A 17,554-nucleotide genomic window follows, 5' to 3' on the forward strand; every position below is an offset into this window, starting at 1 on the left:
GGGATCAAGAACATGGCATCCGTTTCCTTCAACAACGTCAAGAAGTCCTACGGCAAGGTCGACATCCTGCACGGACTGGGCTTCGACATCGCCGACGGCGAATTCGTCGTGCTGGTCGGCCCTTCGGGCTGCGGCAAGTCCACGCTGCTGCGCATGCTGGCCGGGCTGGAAGACATCACCGGCGGCGAGATCATGATCGACGGCCGGGTCGTGAACGAGCTCGAGTCCAAGGACCGTGACATTGCGATGGTGTTCCAGAGCTACGCGCTCTATCCGCACATGACGGTGGGCGAGAACATGGGTTTCAGCCTGCGCCTGCGCAATGCCGACAAGTCGGTCACCGACCAGCGCGTGGCCGACGCCGCGAAGATCCTCAATCTCGATGCGTTGCTCGGGCGCTATCCGCGCGAGCTTTCGGGCGGGCAGCGCCAGCGCGTGGCGATGGGGCGTGCCATCGTGCGCGATCCCAAGGTCTTCCTGTTCGACGAGCCGCTGTCCAATCTCGACGCCAAGCTGCGGGTGGCGATGCGCGCCGAGATCAAGGCCCTGCACCAGCGGCTCAAGACCACCACGGTGTACGTCACGCACGACCAGATCGAGGCCATGACGATGGCCGACCGCATCGTGGTCATGCACGACGGTCTCGTCGAGCAGATCGGCACGCCGCTGGAACTCTACGACCGGCCTGACAACCTGTTCGTCGCGCAGTTCATCGGCTCGCCGGCGATGAACGTGATCGAAGGCGTGTTCCGGCGCGACGGCGAGGGCTGCAGCGTGGAGGCGCACGGCGCGCGCTGGCCGGCGCCGGGCGCGACCGCGGCGGCGGACGGGCAGGCGGTGCACTACGGCATCCGTCCCGGCGACATCAGACTCGCGAACGCGGGCAGCGGCGTGGCCGCGAAGGTGATCGTCGTCGAGCCGACCGGCAACGAGACCGAGTTGCTGGTGCAGGTGGGCGAGGCGAAGCTCATCGTGGTGATGCACGGTCGCGTCGATGCCGCGCCGGACGACATCATCGGCCTCGTGATCGGCGCCGACAGCGCGCACCTGTTCGACAGGCAGAGCAGTCGCCGGCTGAACTGAGCGCTGCGCCTTGCTCATTGCTTGCGTCAATGGCCCCTATTGAGCATCACCCGAGACAACCTGTTGACGCTGGAGGCGTACGCGAAGATCCGCAAGAGCAGCGCGCCGGAGTTCATCGCGCACCGCCGGCTGCGCACGGTGCGCCTGGGCGAGCACGTCAGCATCCAGTTCGAAGACGAGACGACGATCCGCCGCCAGATCCAGGAGATGCTCACATCGAGAAGATCTTCGACGAAGAGGGCATCCAGAGCGAGATCGATGCCTACGCAGCCCTGGTGCCCGACGGCAGCAACTGGAAGGCGACCATTCTGATCGAGTTCCCCGACGCGCACGAGCGCAAGCGCGAACTGGCCCGGCTCATCGGTGTGGAGGACCGCATGTTCGTCGAGGTCGAAGGCCACGGGCGCATCTACGCGATCGCCGACGAAGACATGGAGCGCGAGAACGACGAGAAGACCTCGGCAGTCCACTTCGTGCGTTTCGAGTTCGGCGATGCCGCGCGCGCTGCCGTGCGCGCGGGCGCGAACGGCAGGCTGGGCTGCGACCACAGCAACTACCCGGCGCTCGCGAGCATCGCGCCGGAGACGCTGGCGAGCCTGGCCGGCGACTTGAGCTAGGCGCAAGAGCGTTGGGGGCGCGGCGGCGGGCGGTGTGCCCTGTGCCGGCCGACGTCACTGGCCCTTCGGGCTTCCCTGCGCTGCTCGCGTCAGGCGGGGTCTCGCTCAAACTCGCTTCGCTCAGGCAGTCGCGAGCCCTGATCCGCCTGCCGCTGCGTTGCTCGGCAGTGCCTCAATCTCGAGGGCAGCAGCACGCGCGATGCGGCCACGGTGTTGGTGCCGCTGTTGAACTGCTGTTCGAGCATCGCCTTGATCTGCGCGCCCGTCATCGTCTTCACGACCAGGCTGTTGCCGAAGGGCTGCACGCTGAAGATCTGGCCGTAGCTGACGTCGCCGTTGACGGCCGGAGGCCCATGAAAAAGGGCGCCGAAGCGCCCTTTGTGCAGTGGTCGTGTTCTCAGCGACCGAAGGAGCGGCCACCGCCGCCGTAGCCGCCGCCGCCACCGCCACCGCCGTAGCCACCGCCTGAACGACCGCCGCCACCGCCCGAACGGCCACCGCCGCCGGACCGGTTGCCGCCGTAGCCACCGCCGCCGCGACGGCCGCGGCCGCCCAGGCTGTCGACGCTGGTGCGCAAGGGATCGGGCTGGCCCGCCGCGCCGGCCACCGCTTCGGCGCGCAGGTGCGCGACCGCATCGGCCTGCGTCGGGCTGTGGCTGTTGCCGTGATGGCGCGGCTGGCGCTCCTCGTGCGGCAGGTGGCCTTGCACCGCGTGGTGCGGTGCATGGTGCGGCGTGCGTGCCGGACCCTGCGGTCCGCGCGCCGGGCCTTGTCCACGCCCGCCGCCCTGGCCGCGCTGGCCCTGGCCGCCGCCGTTGCGGCCGGCCGGTGCGCCCTGGCCAGCACCGCCGCCGCGACGCTGGCCGCCGCCATTGCCGCCACCGCTGCTGCGCTGCTCGCCCTGGCCCGCTTTGTTGTCGCGGATGCGCTGCATCATTTCCTGCCGCGCGGCCTTGGCCGCCGCTTGCATCACTTCGCGGCTCGGCGGGCGGCCGGCGCCGCCCCAGATGGTCTGGCGGCCCATCGCGATGGGTTCGGCGCGCTCGCCTTCCTCGGGGCCGAAGCCGTCGATCAGCTTGACCGGGATCTGCTGCTTGGTGAAGCGCTCGATCTCCTGCATGAAGCCTTCTTCGTCGAGGCAGACCAGGCTCACCGCCTCTCCGCTCGCGCCCGCGCGGCCGGTGCGGCCGATGCGGTGCACGTAGTCTTCGCTGACGTTGGGAATCTCGTAGTTCACGACGTGCGGCAGCTCGTCGATGTCGATGCCGCGGGCGGCGATGTCGGTTGCCACCAGCGCGCGGATCTCGCCGCTCTTGAAGCCGGCCAGCGCCTGGGTGCGCGCGCTCTGGCTCTTGTTGCCGTGCAGCGCCATCGCTTCGATGCCGTTCTTGGTCAGGAATTCGGCCACGTTGTTGGCGCCGAACTTGGTGCGGGTGAACACCAGCACCTGGCTCCAGTTGTGCTCGTTGATGATGTGCGCAAGCAGCGCCTTCTTCTTGCCGCGGCCCACCGGGTGGACCACCTGCGTGATGCGCTGCACCGTGGTGTTGCGCGGCGTGACCTGGATGCTCTGCGGGTTCTTCAGCAGCGTGGCGGCGAGGTCGCGGATTTCGTCGCTGAAGGTCGCGGAGAAGAGCAGGCTCTGCTTTTCCTTCGGCACCAGCGCGAGGATCTTCTTCACGTCGTGGATGAAGCCCATGTCGAGCATGCGGTCGGCTTCGTCGAGCACCAGCATCTGCACCTGGGCCAGATCGAGCATGCCTTGCTGCTGCAGGTCGAGCAGGCGGCCGGGCGTGGCGACCAGGATGTCGACGCCGCTCTTGAGCTTGCTGATCTGCGGGTTCATGCCGACGCCGCCGAAGATCACGGTCGAGCTCAGCTGGAGGTACTTGCCGTAGGTGCGGATCGACTCTTCGACCTGGGCCGCGAGTTCGCGCGTGGGGGTCAGCACCAGGGCGCGCACGCCGGTGCCGCCGAACTTGTTGGTGGCGCTGCGGCTCATCGTGAGCTTGTGCAGCATCGGCAGCGTGAAAGCGGCCGTCTTGCCGGTGCCGGTCTGGGCGCCGCCGAGCAGGTCATGCCCCTCGAGCACCGCAGGAATGGCCTGGGCCTGGATCGGGGTGGGGGTTTCGTAGCCCTGCTCGTGCACGGCTTTCAAGATGGCCGGGGCCAGCTTCAGTTCATCAAAGTTCATTGAGTTCAACAAGCGCCTTACACGGCGCAGTGGTATTCGCCCGCTACGGCGTCTTGGCGACGTCGAGCCAGTAAAGGCGAATGAGGGTCAGGGGTGGGAGCCTGAAAGCCTTGAGATGGGCCTTCGTCGTCCCCGGCGGAGGGCCGGCGTTGCGGGCAACTGGACCCGGCAACAGGCGCTATTGTCGCATGAGTCGGGTTTCGCCGCCCTCGGCGCGGCTCAGATAAACGAACATGCCCTGGATTGGCTCGCGCTGGTCTTCGCGTATCGGTGCGCGAATCAGCTGGACAACATTGAAGCCGTGTTGCATGGCCAGAGCGCGAAGATAGCGTCCCGAATGGGCGTAGCGCAGGCTCGGCAGCAGTTCGAAGTCGACGCCTTCATGGGCAGCGCATTCGGCCGAAAAGCAGAAGATTCCGTTCGGCGCCATGGCTTTTTCCAGCGCCGCGAACACTGGTTCCAGATCGCCGACGTAAATGAAGACGTCGGCGGCCGTGATCAGGTCGTAGCGTTCGTCCGTGCCTCGCAGGTAGTCCACGATGTCCGCATGCACCAGGCGGTCGTAGAGGCCGAGGGCCTGTGCCTTGTCCATCATCTGGCTGGACAGGTCGACGCCCACGAGTCTTTGGGTCATCGGTTTCAGCAACGGCGCGCAGAGCCCTGTTCCGCAGCCGAGGTCGAGCGCCGAGCGGAAAGGGCCGCGGCCCAATGCGGCCAGATGCCTGGCCAGCGTGCTGTGCGCGCGATAGCCGAGCAGGCCCACCAGATGCGCATCGAACTGATCGGCGTAGTCGTCGAAAAGGGTCTCGACGTAGTGGGCCGGCGCCGTCGCCGGAACAGCCTGCGCGGAGACGGATGCCAGGTAGTAGCGATGCAGTTCCGGATCGGCACCGTGTGCCATGGCTTGCATGAAGGCGTCGGCCGCTTCCTCGTTGCGCTTCATCTCCCGCAGGATGCCGCCGCGATTGCTCCAGGCCTCGGCCAGGCCGGGGTCCGCGCCCAGCGCGCGGTCGTAGGAGGCGAGCGCCTGTTCGGGCCGATCCAGCGCCTGCAGGGTCTGGCCGTGGCGAAACCATGGCTCGGCGGGGGGAAGGATGCCGAGCTGCAGCACCTTCTCGTAGCCGGCCAATGCTTCCCGGTGGCGATTCAACTGGCCGAGCGCAGTGGCCTTGTGAAACCAGGCATCGGCGTTGTCGGCCTCCACCGCGAGCACCTGCTCGGCCACCGCCAGGGCCTCTTGCGGGCGCGACAGTTTCAGCTGCGTGGCGGCAAGATTGATCAGGGTCGAGACGCGTCCCGGGAGCAGCGCGAGCGAAGCCAGGAAGAGCTGCTCGGCGGCGTCGAAGCGGGCTGTTTCGAAGGCCTTCAGCCCGTCGAAGAAGAGCTGCTTGGCCTGGTCGAAGGCATCGTGGGCGGGTGCGGCACACATAGGCGGGTGCGCCTGAGAATAGCAGCGCTTCAGGCCCCCGTTCAAGGAATCGAGGCCCCTGCGTTAGACTTGGCAGCAAACCCCCGGTCGGAAAACGCGCTGCAGCAGCAAGCGCCTGCCATGCAAGGCAGATTCGCCATCGATCCTCGCACAAGATCGTTGCCGGGTTTCCCGACCACCCCGAGCAGTCCCCATCACCGAACAGAGATAGACATGGCCCAGTACGTCTACACCATGAACAAGGTCAGCAAGACCGTGCCGCCAAAGCGGCAGATCTTGAAGGACATTTCGCTTTCCTTCTTCCCCGGCGCCAAGATCGGCGTGCTCGGCCTGAACGGCTCGGGCAAATCGTCGCTGCTCAAGATCATGGCCGGCATCGACAAGGAGATCGAAGGCGAGGCGCTGCCGATGCCCGGCCTCACGATCGGCTACCTCGAGCAAGAGCCCAAGCTGAACGCCGCGCACACGGTGCGCGAGTCGGTCGAGGAAGCGATGGGCGCGGTCTACGCGGCCAAGGCGCGCCTCGAAGAGGTTTACGTGGCCTATGGCGCGGAAGACGCCGACTTCGACGCGCTGGCGGCCGAGCAGGCCCAGCTCGAAGCCATCATCGCGACCGCCGGCACCGATTCCGAGCACCAGCTCGAGATCGCGGCCGACGCGCTGCGCCTGCCGCCGTGGGAAGCCAACATCGGCGTGCTGTCGGGCGGCGAGAAGCGCCGCGTGGCGCTGTGCCGCCTGTTGCTCAGCAAGCCCGACATGCTGCTGCTCGACGAACCGACCAACCACCTGGACGCCGAATCGGTCGAGTGGCTCGAAGTGTTCCTGCAGCGCTTTCCGGGCACCGTGGTGGCCATCACCCACGATCGCTACTTCCTCGACAACGCGGCCGAGTGGATTCTCGAACTCGACCGCGGCCGCGGCATTCCGTGGAAGGGCAACTACAGCACCTGGCTCGAGCAGAAGGGCGAGCGCCTGGCGCAGGAGCAGAAGGGCGAAGAAGCCCACGCCAAGGCGCTGAAGAAGGAACTCGAATGGTCGCGCCAGAACCCGAAGGCGCGCCAGGCCAAGAGCAAGTCGCGCCTGGCCCGCTTCGAGGAGCTGAGCGATTTCGAATACCAGAAGCGCAACGAAACGCAGGAAATCTTCATCCCCGTGGCGGAGCGCCTGGGCAACCAGGTGTTCGAGTTCAAGAACGTCAGCAAGTCCTTCGGCGATCGCCTGCTGATCGACAACCTGAGCTTCGAGATCCCGGCCGGCGCCATCGTCGGCATCATCGGCCCCAACGGCGCCGGCAAGTCCACGCTCTTCAAGCTGATCGCCGGCAAGGAGAAGCCGGACAGCGGTGAGGTGGTGGTCGGCCAGACGGTCAAGATGGCTTTCGTCGACCAGCACCGCGATGCGCTCGCCAACGAGAAGACGGTGTGGCAGGACATCTCGGACGGCCTCGACATCATCAACGTCGGCAAGTTCCAGATGGCGAGCCGGGCCTATGCCGGGCGCTTCAACTTCAACGGCGCCGACCAGCAGAAGAAGGTCGGCACGCTGTCCGGCGGTGAACGCGGCCGCCTGCACCTGGCCAAGACCCTGATCGCCGGCGGCAACGTGCTGATGCTGGACGAACCCTCGAACGACCTGGACGTCGAAACGCTGCGCGCGCTGGAAGACGCCTTGCTCGAGTTCGCGGGCTCGGTGCTCGTGATCAGTCACGACCGCTGGTTCCTCGACCGCATCGCGACCCACATCCTCGCGGCCGAAGGCGACAGCCAGTGGACCTTCTTCAACGGCAACTACCAGGAGTACGAGGCCGACAAGAAGAAGCGCCTGGGCGAAGAGGGTGCCAAGCCGCACCGGATGCGCTTCAAGGCGCTGAAGTAACAATGCGCTGAACCGCCGCAAGCGAGGCAAACTTCCGCTTCCAGATGGGCGCCCGGGGCGCCGTTAGGAGCGGACATGGCTGCGGCGATTCGGTGTGTGGCGGCGTCGATGGTGCTTCTCGCGGGATGCGGGGGCGGGGGTGGCGGGGGCAGCGTCTCCATCAGCGCCTTCGGGGTGAATGGGACGGCGGCACCCGCACCGCCCCCGGCGGCCAATCCGCCGCCGCCGGCACCGCCGGCCTCGCCGATGGTGGTCAAGGTGACGGAGCTGGCCTCCGGCCTCAACAGCCCCTGGGGCCTGGCCTTCCTGCCCGACGGCAAGCTGCTCGTGACGCAGCGCGGCGGGCAGATGCGGCTGCGCAATGGCGACGGCACGCCGGTCAATGGCGGGGCCGATCAGGTCAGCGGCGTTCCGGTGGTGGAGGCGGTCGGGCAGGGCGGCTTGCTCGATGTGGTGGTCGATCCGGCTTTCGCGAGCAACCGCCGCATCTACTTCAGCTACTCGGAACGCGATACGGGCAACGCCAGCCTCAACAGCACCGCGGTGGCGCGCGCCGAACTCGACGTCGCCGGCCGCAGCCTGAGCAATTTCGTCGTCATCTATCGGCAGCTGCCCAGAGCGCAGAGCAATGCGCACTTCGGCTCGCGCCTGGTGTTCGATCGCAACGGCTATCTCTTCGTGACCCTGGGCGAGCGCATGAACACCGACCAGCGCGGCTTTGCCCAGGACCTGACGCGCGGGCACGGCAAGGTGGTGCGCATCACCACCGATGGCGTGCCGGCGCCGGGCAATCCCGACTTCGGCGTGGTCGGCGCGCAGCCCCATATCTGGAGCTACGGCCATCGCAATGTGCAGGGTGCGGCGCTGCATCCGGCGACCGGCGATCTGTGGGTCAACGAGCACGGGCCGCAGGGCGGCGATGAAGTCAATCTCTCGCTGCCCGGCAGGAACTACGGCTGGCCCGTCATCAGCTACGGGCAGGAATACGGCACCCTCACGCAGGTCGGCGACGGCACGGCCAAGGCCGGCATGGAGCAGCCGCTGACCTATTGGGAGAAGATCGACGGCTCGGCGTGGACGCCGGGCACGGCGAAGTCCTCGATCGCGCCCAGCGGCATGGCCTTCTACACCGGCGATGCGCTGCCCGACTGGAAGGGCAGCCTGTTCGTCGGCGCGCTGGCGGGCACGGCGCTGTGGCGGCTCACGCTCAACGGCAACACCGTGACCGGGCGTGAACGTCTTCTGGCCGATCGCGGCGAGCGCATTCGCGATGTCCGGCAGGGGCCGGACGGCTGGATCTACCTGCTGACCGACAGCGCCAACGGCAAGCTGCTGCGGCTGCAGCGCTAGGCTTTTGCAGTCTGGGGCACAACAACGGCCGGCATGCGCGCCAGCACCCGCTTGCGCACCGCATAGATGTTGTTGCGCAGCGCGTAGAGCTCTTCGGCGTAGGAGAGCGGCACGGCCACCTTGTTGACCACGCGATCGAGGTCGTCCAATTCCTTGATGAGCGCCTCGCGCTCGCCGGTTCCGGCTTCGAGCTTGTTCTCGACCTCGCGCAGGCGCGCATACCAGCGGAACACGCGCCGGCGCACGCGGAACTGATAGAGGGGCGGCACCACGCGGCTGAGCGGCAGCATCAGCACCAGCAGGCCGCCGAGTACCAGCCACATGCGCTCCACCAGGTTGCTGGCCCAGAAGGGCAGATAACGCTGCCAGAAGGGCGGCGTGCCGTTGATGGCGCGGTCGCCCTCGGGGCTGACCGGCAGCTCGCTGGTGCGGGTGTTCGGGAAATCGCGCGCGCGGTTGAACCAGCCGGCGCCGCTGTGCAGCGTTTGCGCGCTCTGCGCGAACAGCTGGCGCAGGGCGGGATGGGTTTTCTCGCGTGCCAACAGCGAAGTGGTGGCAGCCAGCATCGACAGGTCCTGTGGCGGCAGGTCGACCGCGAGATCGACAACGCCGCGCGGCAGCGTCACGTCCTGCAGGAAGGCGAAGCGCCGCGAATAGGCATCGCTCTGGCCGAACTCCATCAACTGGATGTCCGGAGCGCGCAGCAGCCGCTGCACCAGCGGCGACTGCGGCGCCGAGGCCAGCACGATCACGTCGAGCAGGCCGGCCTGCAGCGCTTCGGTGGCGGGCGACTGCTCAAGGTTCGACAGCTGCAGCTTCTCCGGATCCATGTGATTGGCACGGAACATCCGCTCCATGATCTCCGGCACGCCGCTGCCTGGCTTGTCGACGTTGACTCGCAGCTTCTGGAACTGCGCGATCGAAGTCAGCCGGCCGGTCTTGCGGTCGACCGCGCGCGCCGCGTCGCTGCGGTAGAAGAACCACAGCGGCTCGTAGAACAGGCTGCCGAGCGAGCTGAGCCCCGCTTCCTCGTCGGCCACCGGGTCGGCGCTGCCGCCGCGCACGAAGCCCACGTCGGCGCCGCCGCTGCGCAGCAGCTGCAGGTTGTCCTGCGAGCCGTCGGTCGGCTTGAGCTCGACCTCGATGCCGTTGGCCTTGAGCGCCGTGGCGTAGCGCTTGCCGAACTCGGCGTATGCGCTGCCGGCCGGGCCGGTCGCGAGCCTCACGTGCTTGGGCGGCTGCGGCTCCAGCCACCAATAGGCGGCGATCAGCAGCCCGATGACGAGGAAGACCACGGGGCCGGCCGAGGCGATGAGGTCGCGGATGGAGAGCAGGACGAGGCGGATGGTGCGAGGCATGCGGTGGGATGAAACGGTGCTCGGGGTCGCCGCGGGCGCGGCAGCGGGCATTTTGAGTGGCTTTGGACAGCGCTGCGGTTACAAAGCGCGTGCGAGCGGCCCCTTCACCCCAGGTCCGCAGCGCAAGGAAAGTAGCTCTCCCCGATCCGCACCGTGCGCGCCGCCCGCACCGCCTGCAGCGTGGCCCGCGCCACGACCTCTGCGGCCATGGTGCCCAGCACCGTCATTCCGGGCGCATCGCCTTCGAGCGGCACGCGGCCGGTGGCGAGCGCGAACAGGGTGTCGCCGTCGCTCATGGTGTGAACCGGGTTGATCGCGCGCGCCAGGCCGTCGTGGGCGACGGCCGCGAGCCGGTTGGCCTGCACCTTGCTGAGCACGGCGTCGGTCGCGATCACGCCCAGCGTGGTGTTGGTTCCGGCCAAGAGCGGCTGGGGCAGGTCGCCGCGCAGCAGTGCGCGGCGCGTGTCCAGCAGTGCGCGGCCATCTTCGGTGCGTGCGCCGGCCACGACCTGGGCCGTGTCGGGATCCAGCACGTCGCCGAGCGCATTGCAGGCGATCAGCGCGCCGACTGTCACGCCGTTGACGGTGATCGAGGCTGTGCCGATGCCGCCCTTCATCGCGCGGTGCACGCCGAACAGCTTGCCCACCAGCGCGCCGCTGCCGGCGCCCACATTGCCTTCGGCCGGAGCGGCTGTCGATGCGGCCGCGCAGGCCGCATAGCCGGCGGCGGCATCGGGCCGGATGCGCGCATCGCCGACCGGCAGGTCGAAGAGCACGGCGGCCGGCACGATCGGCAACCTGCCGAAGCGGACGTCGAAACCGATGCCATGCTCTTCCAGCCACTGCATCGCGCCATCGGCCGCCGCCAAGCCCCAGGCGCTGCCGCCCGCGAGCATCACGGCATGCACCTGCTGGACGAAGTTGCCCGGCGCGAGCAGGTCGGTCTCGCGCGTGCCGGGCGCGGCGCCGCGCACGTCCACGCCGGCGACCGCGCCTTCGCGCGCGAGGATCACGGTGCAGCCGGTGGGGCGGCGCGTATCGCTGAAGTGGCCGACTTCGATGCCGGAGACATCGGTGATGGCGCCCGCATGCGGGGCCGGGGAGGAGGCATGTTCATCAGACATCGCCGGCGATTATGGGACCGCGGCGCAGTTCGCCGCGTGCCTGCCGCAGCACCGACCAGCCGCCGCTGATCGCGAGCGCCGCCATCGCGGCGGCCACCGCGAGGTCGGGCCAGGCGCTGCCGGTGCCGAACACGCCCAGCGCCGCGAGCATCACGGCCACATTGCCGATCGCGTCGTTGCGCGAGCACAGCCACACGCTGCGCATGTTGGCGTCGCCTTCGCGGAAGGCGTAGAGCAGCAGCGCGACCAGCACGTTGACGCCCAGCGCCAGCGCGCCGACCAGGCCCATGGTCAGCGCCTCGGGCGGCACGCCCTGCGTGGCCGACCACAGCGCCTTGGCGGCCACGAAGACGCCGAAGCCCAGCATGCTGAGGCCCTTGAGCACTGCGGCGCGCGCGCGCCACGTGAGGCCCGCCGACAGCACGGCCAGGGTCACGCCGTAGTTGGCGGCATCGCCGAAGAAGTCGATCGCATCGGCCAGCAGAGAGACCGAGCCCGAACGAAAGCCGGCACCGATCTCCACGGCGAACATGAGCACGTTGAGTGCCAGCGCCACCCACAGCACGCGCCGGTAGCGCGGCGTGTCGGAGGCCGAAAGATGTTCGTGGTCGTGATCGTGATCGCAGCAGTTCGCAGACATGGTTTCTCCAGTGATGGCACCATTGGAAAGGTTGAAGTCACTGGAAGGTCAAGCCATGGCAGTCGTAAACCCGCCCACCGTGCAGGGTTACCGCATCGGCGATGCCGCCGCGCAGAGCGGCGTGAGCGCCACCAACATCCGCTATTACGAGAAGGAAGGGCTGATCGCGCCGCAGGCCCGCGGCGACAACAGCTACCGGCTCTACACCGATGCCGACGTGCACCGGCTGCGCTTCATCCGCCTGTGCCGCGCCATGGACATGTCGCTCGACGAGGTGCGCACCCTGCTCGGGCTCGACCTGCGCAGCAAGGCCGACTGCGCCGCCGCCTGCGTCGCGCTCGATGCGCATCTGGGCCATGTGCGCGAGCGCCTGCGCGAACTGCGTTCGCTCGAGAAGGACCTGATCGCGCTGCGCGACTGCTGCGACGGCACCGATGCGCAATGCCACATCATCGAAGCGCTGCATGCGCGGGCCGATCGGCAGCCGCTGGCGGGCGCGCAGCGCACGCGGGCTGCGCGCCACGTGTGAGGGCCTGTTAGCGCTATTTGCGCGACCCCACAAATAGCGCTAACAGGCCCTGGCTCAGCGGGCGAGCCCGCGCGGCAGCGCCAGACCGCGTTCGCGCATCACATCGCGCAGCACCGCGGGATCGTCGGTGATGAGGCCATCGACTTGCCAGTCCATCAGCTTCGCCATGTCGGCGCGCTGGTTGACGGTCCAGGGCACGACCTGGAAGCCCAGCGATTGCGCTTCCTTCACCTGCGCGGCCGTGAGATCGTTGAAGGACGGCGACCAGATCACTGCGCCCTTGCTCTCGCCCGCGGCGGCCTTCACCAGGCGCGGCGCCGAGCCGAAGTCCTCGAGCCGCAGGCTCGAGGTCCAGCGGCTGTCCTTCAACGTGCGGCCGCTCGTGAGGTAGGCGCGCCGCATCTGCGGCGCCCACTGGCCGACCAGCGCGAGCGTGCGCCAGTCGAAGCTCTGCACGGTCACGCGCGGCGCCAGGCCGTATTTGTCGATCTCGGCGAGCAGGGCGCGCACCATCTCGTCGGGCGGCGCGGTTTCGTCCGGGCGGGTCGGGTCCAGCTTGGTCTCGATGTTGAAGCGGAGCTGCGTCGCGCCGCGCTCGCGCTCGCGCACGCGCTCGAACAGCGCAGCCAGCGTCGGGATGCGTTCGCCGTCGCTCGCCAGCTGCTTCGCAAACTGCTTGCCGTAGCTGCTCGCGGGATCGATGCGGCCGACGTCGTAGGCCTGCAGTTGCGACAGCGTCAGCGAACGGATCGCGGGCCCCTTGGCCGTGAGAAAGGCGCCGCTCGCGTCGCGCGTGTGGTCCGGATTGAGCACGGTGTCGTGCGAGATCACCACCACGCCGTCGGCCGTGAGCCCGATATCGAGTTCGAGCGTGTCGACGCCCAGGTCCATCGCGTTCGAGAAGGCGGCCAGCGTGTTCTCGGGTGCGAGGGCGCGGCCGCCGCGATGGGCTTGCAGGTCGAAGGCGCGCTTCGCGCCGGGGCCTGGCGAAACGCAGGCCGTGAGCAGCGAGGCCGCGATCAGCCAAGGCGCGAGGCGAGGGGTGAACTTCATTTGAGTTCTACCTTGATGCCGTCCTGTTGCACGGTGATGTCACCGATCTCGTAGGTCTTGCGGCCCACGGTCAGCTCCTCGGCGGTGAAGGTGCGCAGTGGCTGGCCATGCAGCAGCTCCTGCGCGACCAGCGCGCCGATCTGCTGCAGGCGTTCGGCGTCGCGCCCGGTCACGCCCTGCAGTTCGAGCCGTTCGGCCTTGGGCCGGTCGAGCCGCAGCGCACGCGTCGGTGCGTCGTACTTGAGCGCACTGCTGACCGAAACCACGCCTTCGACGGTGGACGGGCGCAACAGCGGGCTTGCAATGGAGAGCACGGCAGTGATCGCCGCGCGATTGGCACTCGCATCGAGGCCCAGCTGCGGGTCGCGCAGGCCGACGGTGAAGATCTCGGCATAGCGCTGCTGCACCGGAAAGCGCTTTGCGATCTGGGCCTGCAACTCCTCGCGGCTCGCGGTGTACTCGCTGGTGAAGAAGTTGAAGCCGGCGAGCACCGCGAAAGGCGCCGGCACTGCGGCGGCACCCAGCAGGGCGCGCAAGAGAAGGCGGCGGGAAATGAGTGAAGAGCGGTTGCGCATACCGCTCGGAGCTTGCCACAGGCGGGAGGGTTCCCTCCGCGCCCGGCCTAGGGCCTGTTAACAGGCCCTAGTCGTGCAGCGAGGAAAGGAACTGTTTCAATTCCGCCGTCTGCGGATTGCCGAACAGATCGGCCGGCGGCCCCATCTCGTGCACGCGCCCCTGGTGCATGAAGATCACGCGGTCGCTGACCTTGCGCGCGAAGCTCATCTCGTGCGTCACCATGAGCAGGGTCATGCCCTCGTCGGCCAGCGATTCGACCACGCGCAGCACCTCGCCCACCAGTTCGGGGTCGAGCGCCGAAGTGATCTCGTCGCACAGCAGCACGGCCGGCTCCATCGCGAGCGCGCGCGCGATCGCCACGCGCTGCTGCTGGCCGCCGGAGAGCTGGTCGGGCATGGCGTCGAACTTCTCGGCCAGGCCGACGCGCGCGAGCAGCTTGCGCGCCTGCGATGCGGCTTCCATGCCGCTGCGCTTCTTGACCAGCGTGGGCGCGAGCATCACGTTCTTGCCGACCGTCAGGTGCGGAAAGAGGTTGAAGCTCTGGAAGATCATGCCCACGTGCTGGCGCAGCTCGCGCATCGCCATCGCGCTCTCGTGCAGCAGCGGCTTGCCGTCCACCGTGAGTGAGCCGTCCTGGAACACCTCAAGGCCGTTGATGCAGCGCAGCAGCGTGCTCTTGCCCGAGCCGCTCTTGCCGATGATGGCGATCACCTCGCCGCGCTTGACGTCGAGGTCGATGCCTTTCAGCACCTCGTTGCTGCCGTAGGACTTGCGCAGCGCGGTGATGCGCACGATGGGCGCCGCGAGGGCAGGAGCTTCAGCGACGAGCGCCATGGATCTTCCTTTCGAGGTTCTTGGCGTACAGGCTCACCGGGAAGCACAGCACGAAGTAGAGCAGGGCGACGCAGCTGAACACCACGAAGGGCTTGAAGGTTGCGTTCGAGATCATGCTCCCGGCCTTGGTGAGTTCGACGAAGCCGATCACCGAGGCCAGGGCGGTGCCCTTGATCACCTGCACCAGGAAGCCCACCGTAGGCGCGACCGCGATGCGCGTGGCCTGCGGCAGGATCACGTGGCGCATCTGCTCGCCGAAGCTCAGCGCGAGGCTGCCCGAGGCTTCCCATTGGCCCTTGGGAATGGAGGCCACGCAGCCGCGCCAGATCTCGGTGAGGAAGGCGCTGGTGTAGAGCGTGAGCGCCACCGCAGCGGCGGTCCAGGCCGACACCTCGATGCCGAAGAGCGCGATGCCGAAGTAGGCCAGGAACAATTGCATCAGCAGCGGCGTGCCCTGGAACAGCTGCACGTAGAGACCGATCAGCCGCTCGGCGAGGCGCCCGCCCGACAAGCGTACGAAGAGCAGCACGGCGCCCACGAAGCCACCGCCGACGAAGGCGATCAGCGACAGCACCACGGTCCAGCGCAAGGCCAAGAGCAGGTTGCGCAGGATGTCCCAGAGGGAGAACTCGACCATGGCTACTTTCCGAAGAAGAACTTCGGCCCCGCCCAGTTGAGCAGCCGACGCGCGCCCACCGAGAGCGCCAGGTAGATCGCCGTCGCGATGATGAAGGCCTCGAAAGCGCGGAAGTTGCGGCTCTGGATCAGATTGGCCGCATAGCTCAGCTCTTCGGTGGAAATCTGGCTGCATACGGCCGAGCCCAGCATCACGATGATGATCTGGCTCACCATCGCGGGCCATACCTTCTTCAGCGCGGGCGGGAGCACCACGCGGGTGAACACCTGCACCTTGTTGAGCGCCAGGCTGACCGCCGCTTCGATCTGCCCGCGCGGCGTGGCCTCGATGCCGGCGCGAATGATCTCGGTCGCATAGGCGCCGAGGTTCATCACCATTGCGATGACCGAGGCGACTTCGGGCGAGAGCTTGAATCCCGCCGCCGGCAGGCCGAAGAAGATGAAGAACAGCTGCACGATGAAGGGCGTGTTGCGGATCAGCTCGACGTAGCTGCCCACGATCCAGCGCAGCCAGGCCGGCCCGCTCGCGCGGGCCCAGGCGCAGGCGATGCCGACCACCATGCCGATGAGCGTGGCGACGAGCGTGAGGCCCAGCGTCCACACGATGCCCTTGACGAGCAGCGGCCATTGGCCGAGCACGGCCCCGAAGTCGAACTCGATGCCCATGGCAGTGCCGTGTCAGAGCGGCAGATCGCCGGCTTCTTTGCCGAGGTACTTCTTCGACAGGGCGTCGAGCGTGCCGTCTTTCTTGGCGGCCGCGATGATCTCGTTGACCTTGGCCTTCAGCGCGTCCTCGCCCTTGGCGATGCCGACGAAGCAGGGGCTGTCTTTCAGCAGCAGCTTGTACTCGGCGCCGAGCTGCGGGTTCTTCTGCATCATGTTGCCGGCCACCGCAGCGCTGGTGGCGATGGTTTGCGTCTGGCCCGCGACGAAGGCCGCGATGGTCGCGTTGTTGTCCTCGAAGCGCTTGTAGTCGACGTTGGCCGGCGCCACCTTGGCGAGCTCCTGGTCTTCCATGGCGCCGCGCGTCACGGCCACCGACTTGCCGCCCATGTCGGCGAAGCTCTTGATGCTCAGGCTCTTGGCGGCGTACACGGCCTGGAAGAAGGGCGCGTAGGCGGCGCTGAAGTCGATCACCTTTTCGCGCTCGGCGTTCTTGCCCAGCGTGGAAATCACGAGGTCGGCCTTCTTGGTCTGCAGATAGGGAATGCGGTTGGCGCTGGTGACCGGCACCAGCTCGACCTTGACGCCCAGCTTGGCGGCGATCAGCTTGGCCATCTCCACATCCAGGCCCTGCGGCGCCATGTCGGGGCCGACGAAGCCGTAGGGCGGGTAGTCGGTGGGAACCGCGACCTTGAGGGTCTTGGACTTGAGCACGTTGTCGAGCGCGCTCTGGGCCTGGGCGGCACCGGAGGCGAGCAGCGCGGCCGATGCCAGGGCCAGCGCGAATTGGCGTTTGGAAAATTTCATAACAGGGCTCCTAGGTAGGTCGATGAATCGGGATCACGCAAAAGCTGTGCCTTGGTCCTGTCGTCGGCAGGCGCGTGGCGCAGCGGTGCGAGCGCGTCGCGCAACTGGGCCAGCGGGTCGGTGGGGTGCTGCACGCGCAGCGCGGACTGCACCGTGCCGATGTGCTCGGTCATCAGCGCCTCGGCGCCAGCGGTGTCGCCGCGCTCCAGCGCCGCGACGATGCGCACGTGGTCCTCGCAGGACTGCGCCGCGTCGTGCGAGGACTGGTAGAGCATCGCGATCAAGGTGGTGCGCGCGGTGAAGTCGCGCAGCGTGTCGGCCAGAAGCGAATTGCCCAGACACTCGGCCAGGCAGACGTGGAAGTCGCCCAGCAGGTAGCTGCGGTTGCCGATGTCGCTGTCCTTGAGGGCGGCCTTCTCGCGCTTCAGATGTGCCTTGAGCGCGCGCAGGGCCTCCTTGTCGATCGGGCCGGCGCTGCGGATCAGGCCCGACTCGATCACGCGGCGCGCCTCGAAGGCTTCGCGCGCCTCGGCCTGCGAGGGCTCGATCACGAACCAGCCGCGGCGTGCGCTCACGGTCACGATGCCGCGCGCCGCCAGCCGCGTGAGCGCCTCCCGCACGATGGTGCGGCTGCAATCGAACAGCATCGCGAGTTGCTGCTCGCCCAGGCGCGAGCCGGGGGCGAGCTTCTGCGCCATCACCGCTTCAACGATGCGCGCACTGATCTCGGGAGCGGAAATGGCCATGGCTTGCATATCAGCAGTTTTCATGCCAACTGGTATGCAA

General features: G+C 67.8%; 16 protein-coding genes and 2 pseudogenes. 5 read left to right on the plus strand and 13 right to left on the minus strand.

Features of this window, described 5'->3' with window-relative positions; translation table 11 throughout:
* Positions 1-12: 12 nt before the first annotated feature.
* Both ACSQ9A_RS09165 and ACSQ9A_RS09170 read left to right on the plus strand, forming a co-directional pair.
* Entirely contained in the window at positions 13-1,083 is a 1,071-nt protein-coding gene (locus ACSQ9A_RS09165) for an ABC transporter ATP-binding protein (protein WP_436303435.1), read from the plus strand.
* Positions 1,084-1,122: 39 nt separating this feature from the next.
* Positions 1,123-1,700, plus strand: a pseudogene (locus ACSQ9A_RS09170) (DUF3501 family protein).
* A 176-nt stretch (positions 1,701-1,876) separates the two neighbouring features.
* Here ACSQ9A_RS09170 and ACSQ9A_RS09175 read toward each other — a convergent pair.
* The 3 genes and pseudogenes from ACSQ9A_RS09175 to ACSQ9A_RS09185 form a co-directional block, all read right to left on the minus strand.
* Positions 1,877-2,047 (minus strand): annotated as a pseudogene (locus ACSQ9A_RS09175) (5'-nucleotidase C-terminal domain-containing protein); the annotation flags it as partial.
* A 50-nt stretch (positions 2,048-2,097) separates the two neighbouring features.
* Positions 2,098-3,894, minus strand: coding sequence for a DEAD/DEAH box helicase (locus tag ACSQ9A_RS09180; protein ID WP_436303436.1), 1,797 nt, complete (start codon positions 3,892-3,894; stop codon positions 2,098-2,100).
* 178 nt (positions 3,895-4,072) lie between these two features.
* Positions 4,073-5,323 (minus strand): methyltransferase domain-containing protein, encoded by a 1,251-nt coding sequence (locus tag ACSQ9A_RS09185; RefSeq protein ID WP_436303437.1) that lies wholly within the window; start codon positions 5,321-5,323, stop codon positions 4,073-4,075.
* 213 nt (positions 5,324-5,536) lie between these two features.
* On the opposite strand from ACSQ9A_RS09185, the gene ettA reads away from it, so the two are divergent.
* Positions 5,537-7,198, plus strand: coding sequence for an energy-dependent translational throttle protein EttA (ettA, locus tag ACSQ9A_RS09190; RefSeq protein WP_093102226.1), 1,662 nt, complete (start codon positions 5,537-5,539; stop codon positions 7,196-7,198).
* Positions 7,199-7,273: 75 nt separating this feature from the next.
* Complete coding sequence (locus tag ACSQ9A_RS09195; RefSeq protein WP_436303438.1) at positions 7,274-8,548, plus strand: PQQ-dependent sugar dehydrogenase; 1,275 nt, start codon at positions 7,274-7,276, stop codon at positions 8,546-8,548.
* On the opposite strand, the gene ACSQ9A_RS09200 is transcribed toward ACSQ9A_RS09195, so the two are convergent.
* The 3 genes from ACSQ9A_RS09200 to ACSQ9A_RS09210 all read right to left on the minus strand — a co-directional run bounded on the left by ACSQ9A_RS09200 (position 8,545) and on the right by ACSQ9A_RS09210 (position 11,670).
* Positions 8,545-9,906: a TAXI family TRAP transporter solute-binding subunit gene (locus ACSQ9A_RS09200; protein WP_436303439.1), complete on the minus strand. Its 1,362-nt coding sequence runs from the start codon at positions 9,904-9,906 to the stop codon at positions 8,545-8,547. The genes ACSQ9A_RS09195 and ACSQ9A_RS09200 overlap by 4 nt on opposite strands.
* 104 nt (positions 9,907-10,010) lie before the next feature.
* A complete protein-coding gene (locus tag ACSQ9A_RS09205) occupies positions 10,011-11,030 on the minus strand; it encodes a P1 family peptidase (protein WP_093102231.1) in 1,020 nt (339 codons plus the stop codon).
* A complete protein-coding gene (locus tag ACSQ9A_RS09210) occupies positions 11,023-11,670 on the minus strand; it encodes a cation transporter (RefSeq protein WP_093102232.1) in 648 nt (215 codons plus the stop codon). Before ACSQ9A_RS09210 ends, ACSQ9A_RS09205 begins: the two co-directional genes overlap by 8 nt.
* Positions 11,671-11,725: 55 nt before the next feature.
* On the opposite strand from ACSQ9A_RS09210, the gene ACSQ9A_RS09215 reads away from it, so the two are divergent.
* Positions 11,726-12,199: a Cd(II)/Pb(II)-responsive transcriptional regulator gene (locus ACSQ9A_RS09215; RefSeq protein ID WP_436303440.1), complete on the plus strand. Its 474-nt coding sequence runs from the start codon at positions 11,726-11,728 to the stop codon at positions 12,197-12,199.
* A gap of 54 nt (positions 12,200-12,253) precedes the next feature.
* Here the strand turns inward: ACSQ9A_RS09215 and ACSQ9A_RS09220 are convergent, their stop codons facing one another.
* The 7 genes from ACSQ9A_RS09220 to ACSQ9A_RS09250 form a co-directional block, all read right to left on the minus strand.
* On the minus strand, positions 12,254-13,252 hold the full coding sequence (locus ACSQ9A_RS09220) for a glycerophosphodiester phosphodiesterase (protein WP_436303441.1): 999 nt from the start codon (positions 13,250-13,252) through the stop codon (positions 12,254-12,256).
* On the minus strand, positions 13,249-13,788 hold the full coding sequence (locus ACSQ9A_RS09225) for a DUF1439 domain-containing protein (RefSeq protein WP_436303442.1): 540 nt from the start codon (positions 13,786-13,788) through the stop codon (positions 13,249-13,251). Before ACSQ9A_RS09225 ends, ACSQ9A_RS09220 begins: the two co-directional genes overlap by 4 nt.
* A 106-nt stretch (positions 13,789-13,894) precedes the next feature.
* Positions 13,895-14,662, minus strand: a complete 768-nt coding sequence (locus ACSQ9A_RS09230; RefSeq protein WP_436303444.1) for an amino acid ABC transporter ATP-binding protein — start codon at positions 14,660-14,662, stop codon at positions 13,895-13,897.
* Positions 14,646-15,299, minus strand: a complete 654-nt coding sequence (locus ACSQ9A_RS09235) for an amino acid ABC transporter permease (RefSeq protein WP_093102241.1) — start codon at positions 15,297-15,299, stop codon at positions 14,646-14,648. The genes ACSQ9A_RS09230 and ACSQ9A_RS09235 overlap by 17 nt, the downstream gene beginning before the upstream one ends.
* A 2-nt stretch (positions 15,300-15,301) precedes the next feature.
* Positions 15,302-15,964: an amino acid ABC transporter permease gene (locus ACSQ9A_RS09240; protein WP_093102243.1), complete on the minus strand. Its 663-nt coding sequence runs from the start codon at positions 15,962-15,964 to the stop codon at positions 15,302-15,304.
* Between the two features lie 12 nt (positions 15,965-15,976).
* Complete coding sequence (locus ACSQ9A_RS09245) at positions 15,977-16,768, minus strand: transporter substrate-binding domain-containing protein (protein WP_436290698.1); 792 nt, start codon at positions 16,766-16,768, stop codon at positions 15,977-15,979.
* On the minus strand, positions 16,765-17,514 hold the full coding sequence (locus ACSQ9A_RS09250; protein WP_436303445.1) for a GntR family transcriptional regulator: 750 nt from the start codon (positions 17,512-17,514) through the stop codon (positions 16,765-16,767). Before ACSQ9A_RS09250 ends, ACSQ9A_RS09245 begins: the two co-directional genes overlap by 4 nt.
* Between the last annotated feature and the right edge of the window lie 40 nt (positions 17,515-17,554).

Origin of the sequence: Variovorax sp. LjRoot290, from assembly GCF_964253985.1 — a bacterium.
GTDB lineage: Bacteria > Pseudomonadota > Gammaproteobacteria > Burkholderiales > Burkholderiaceae_C > Variovorax.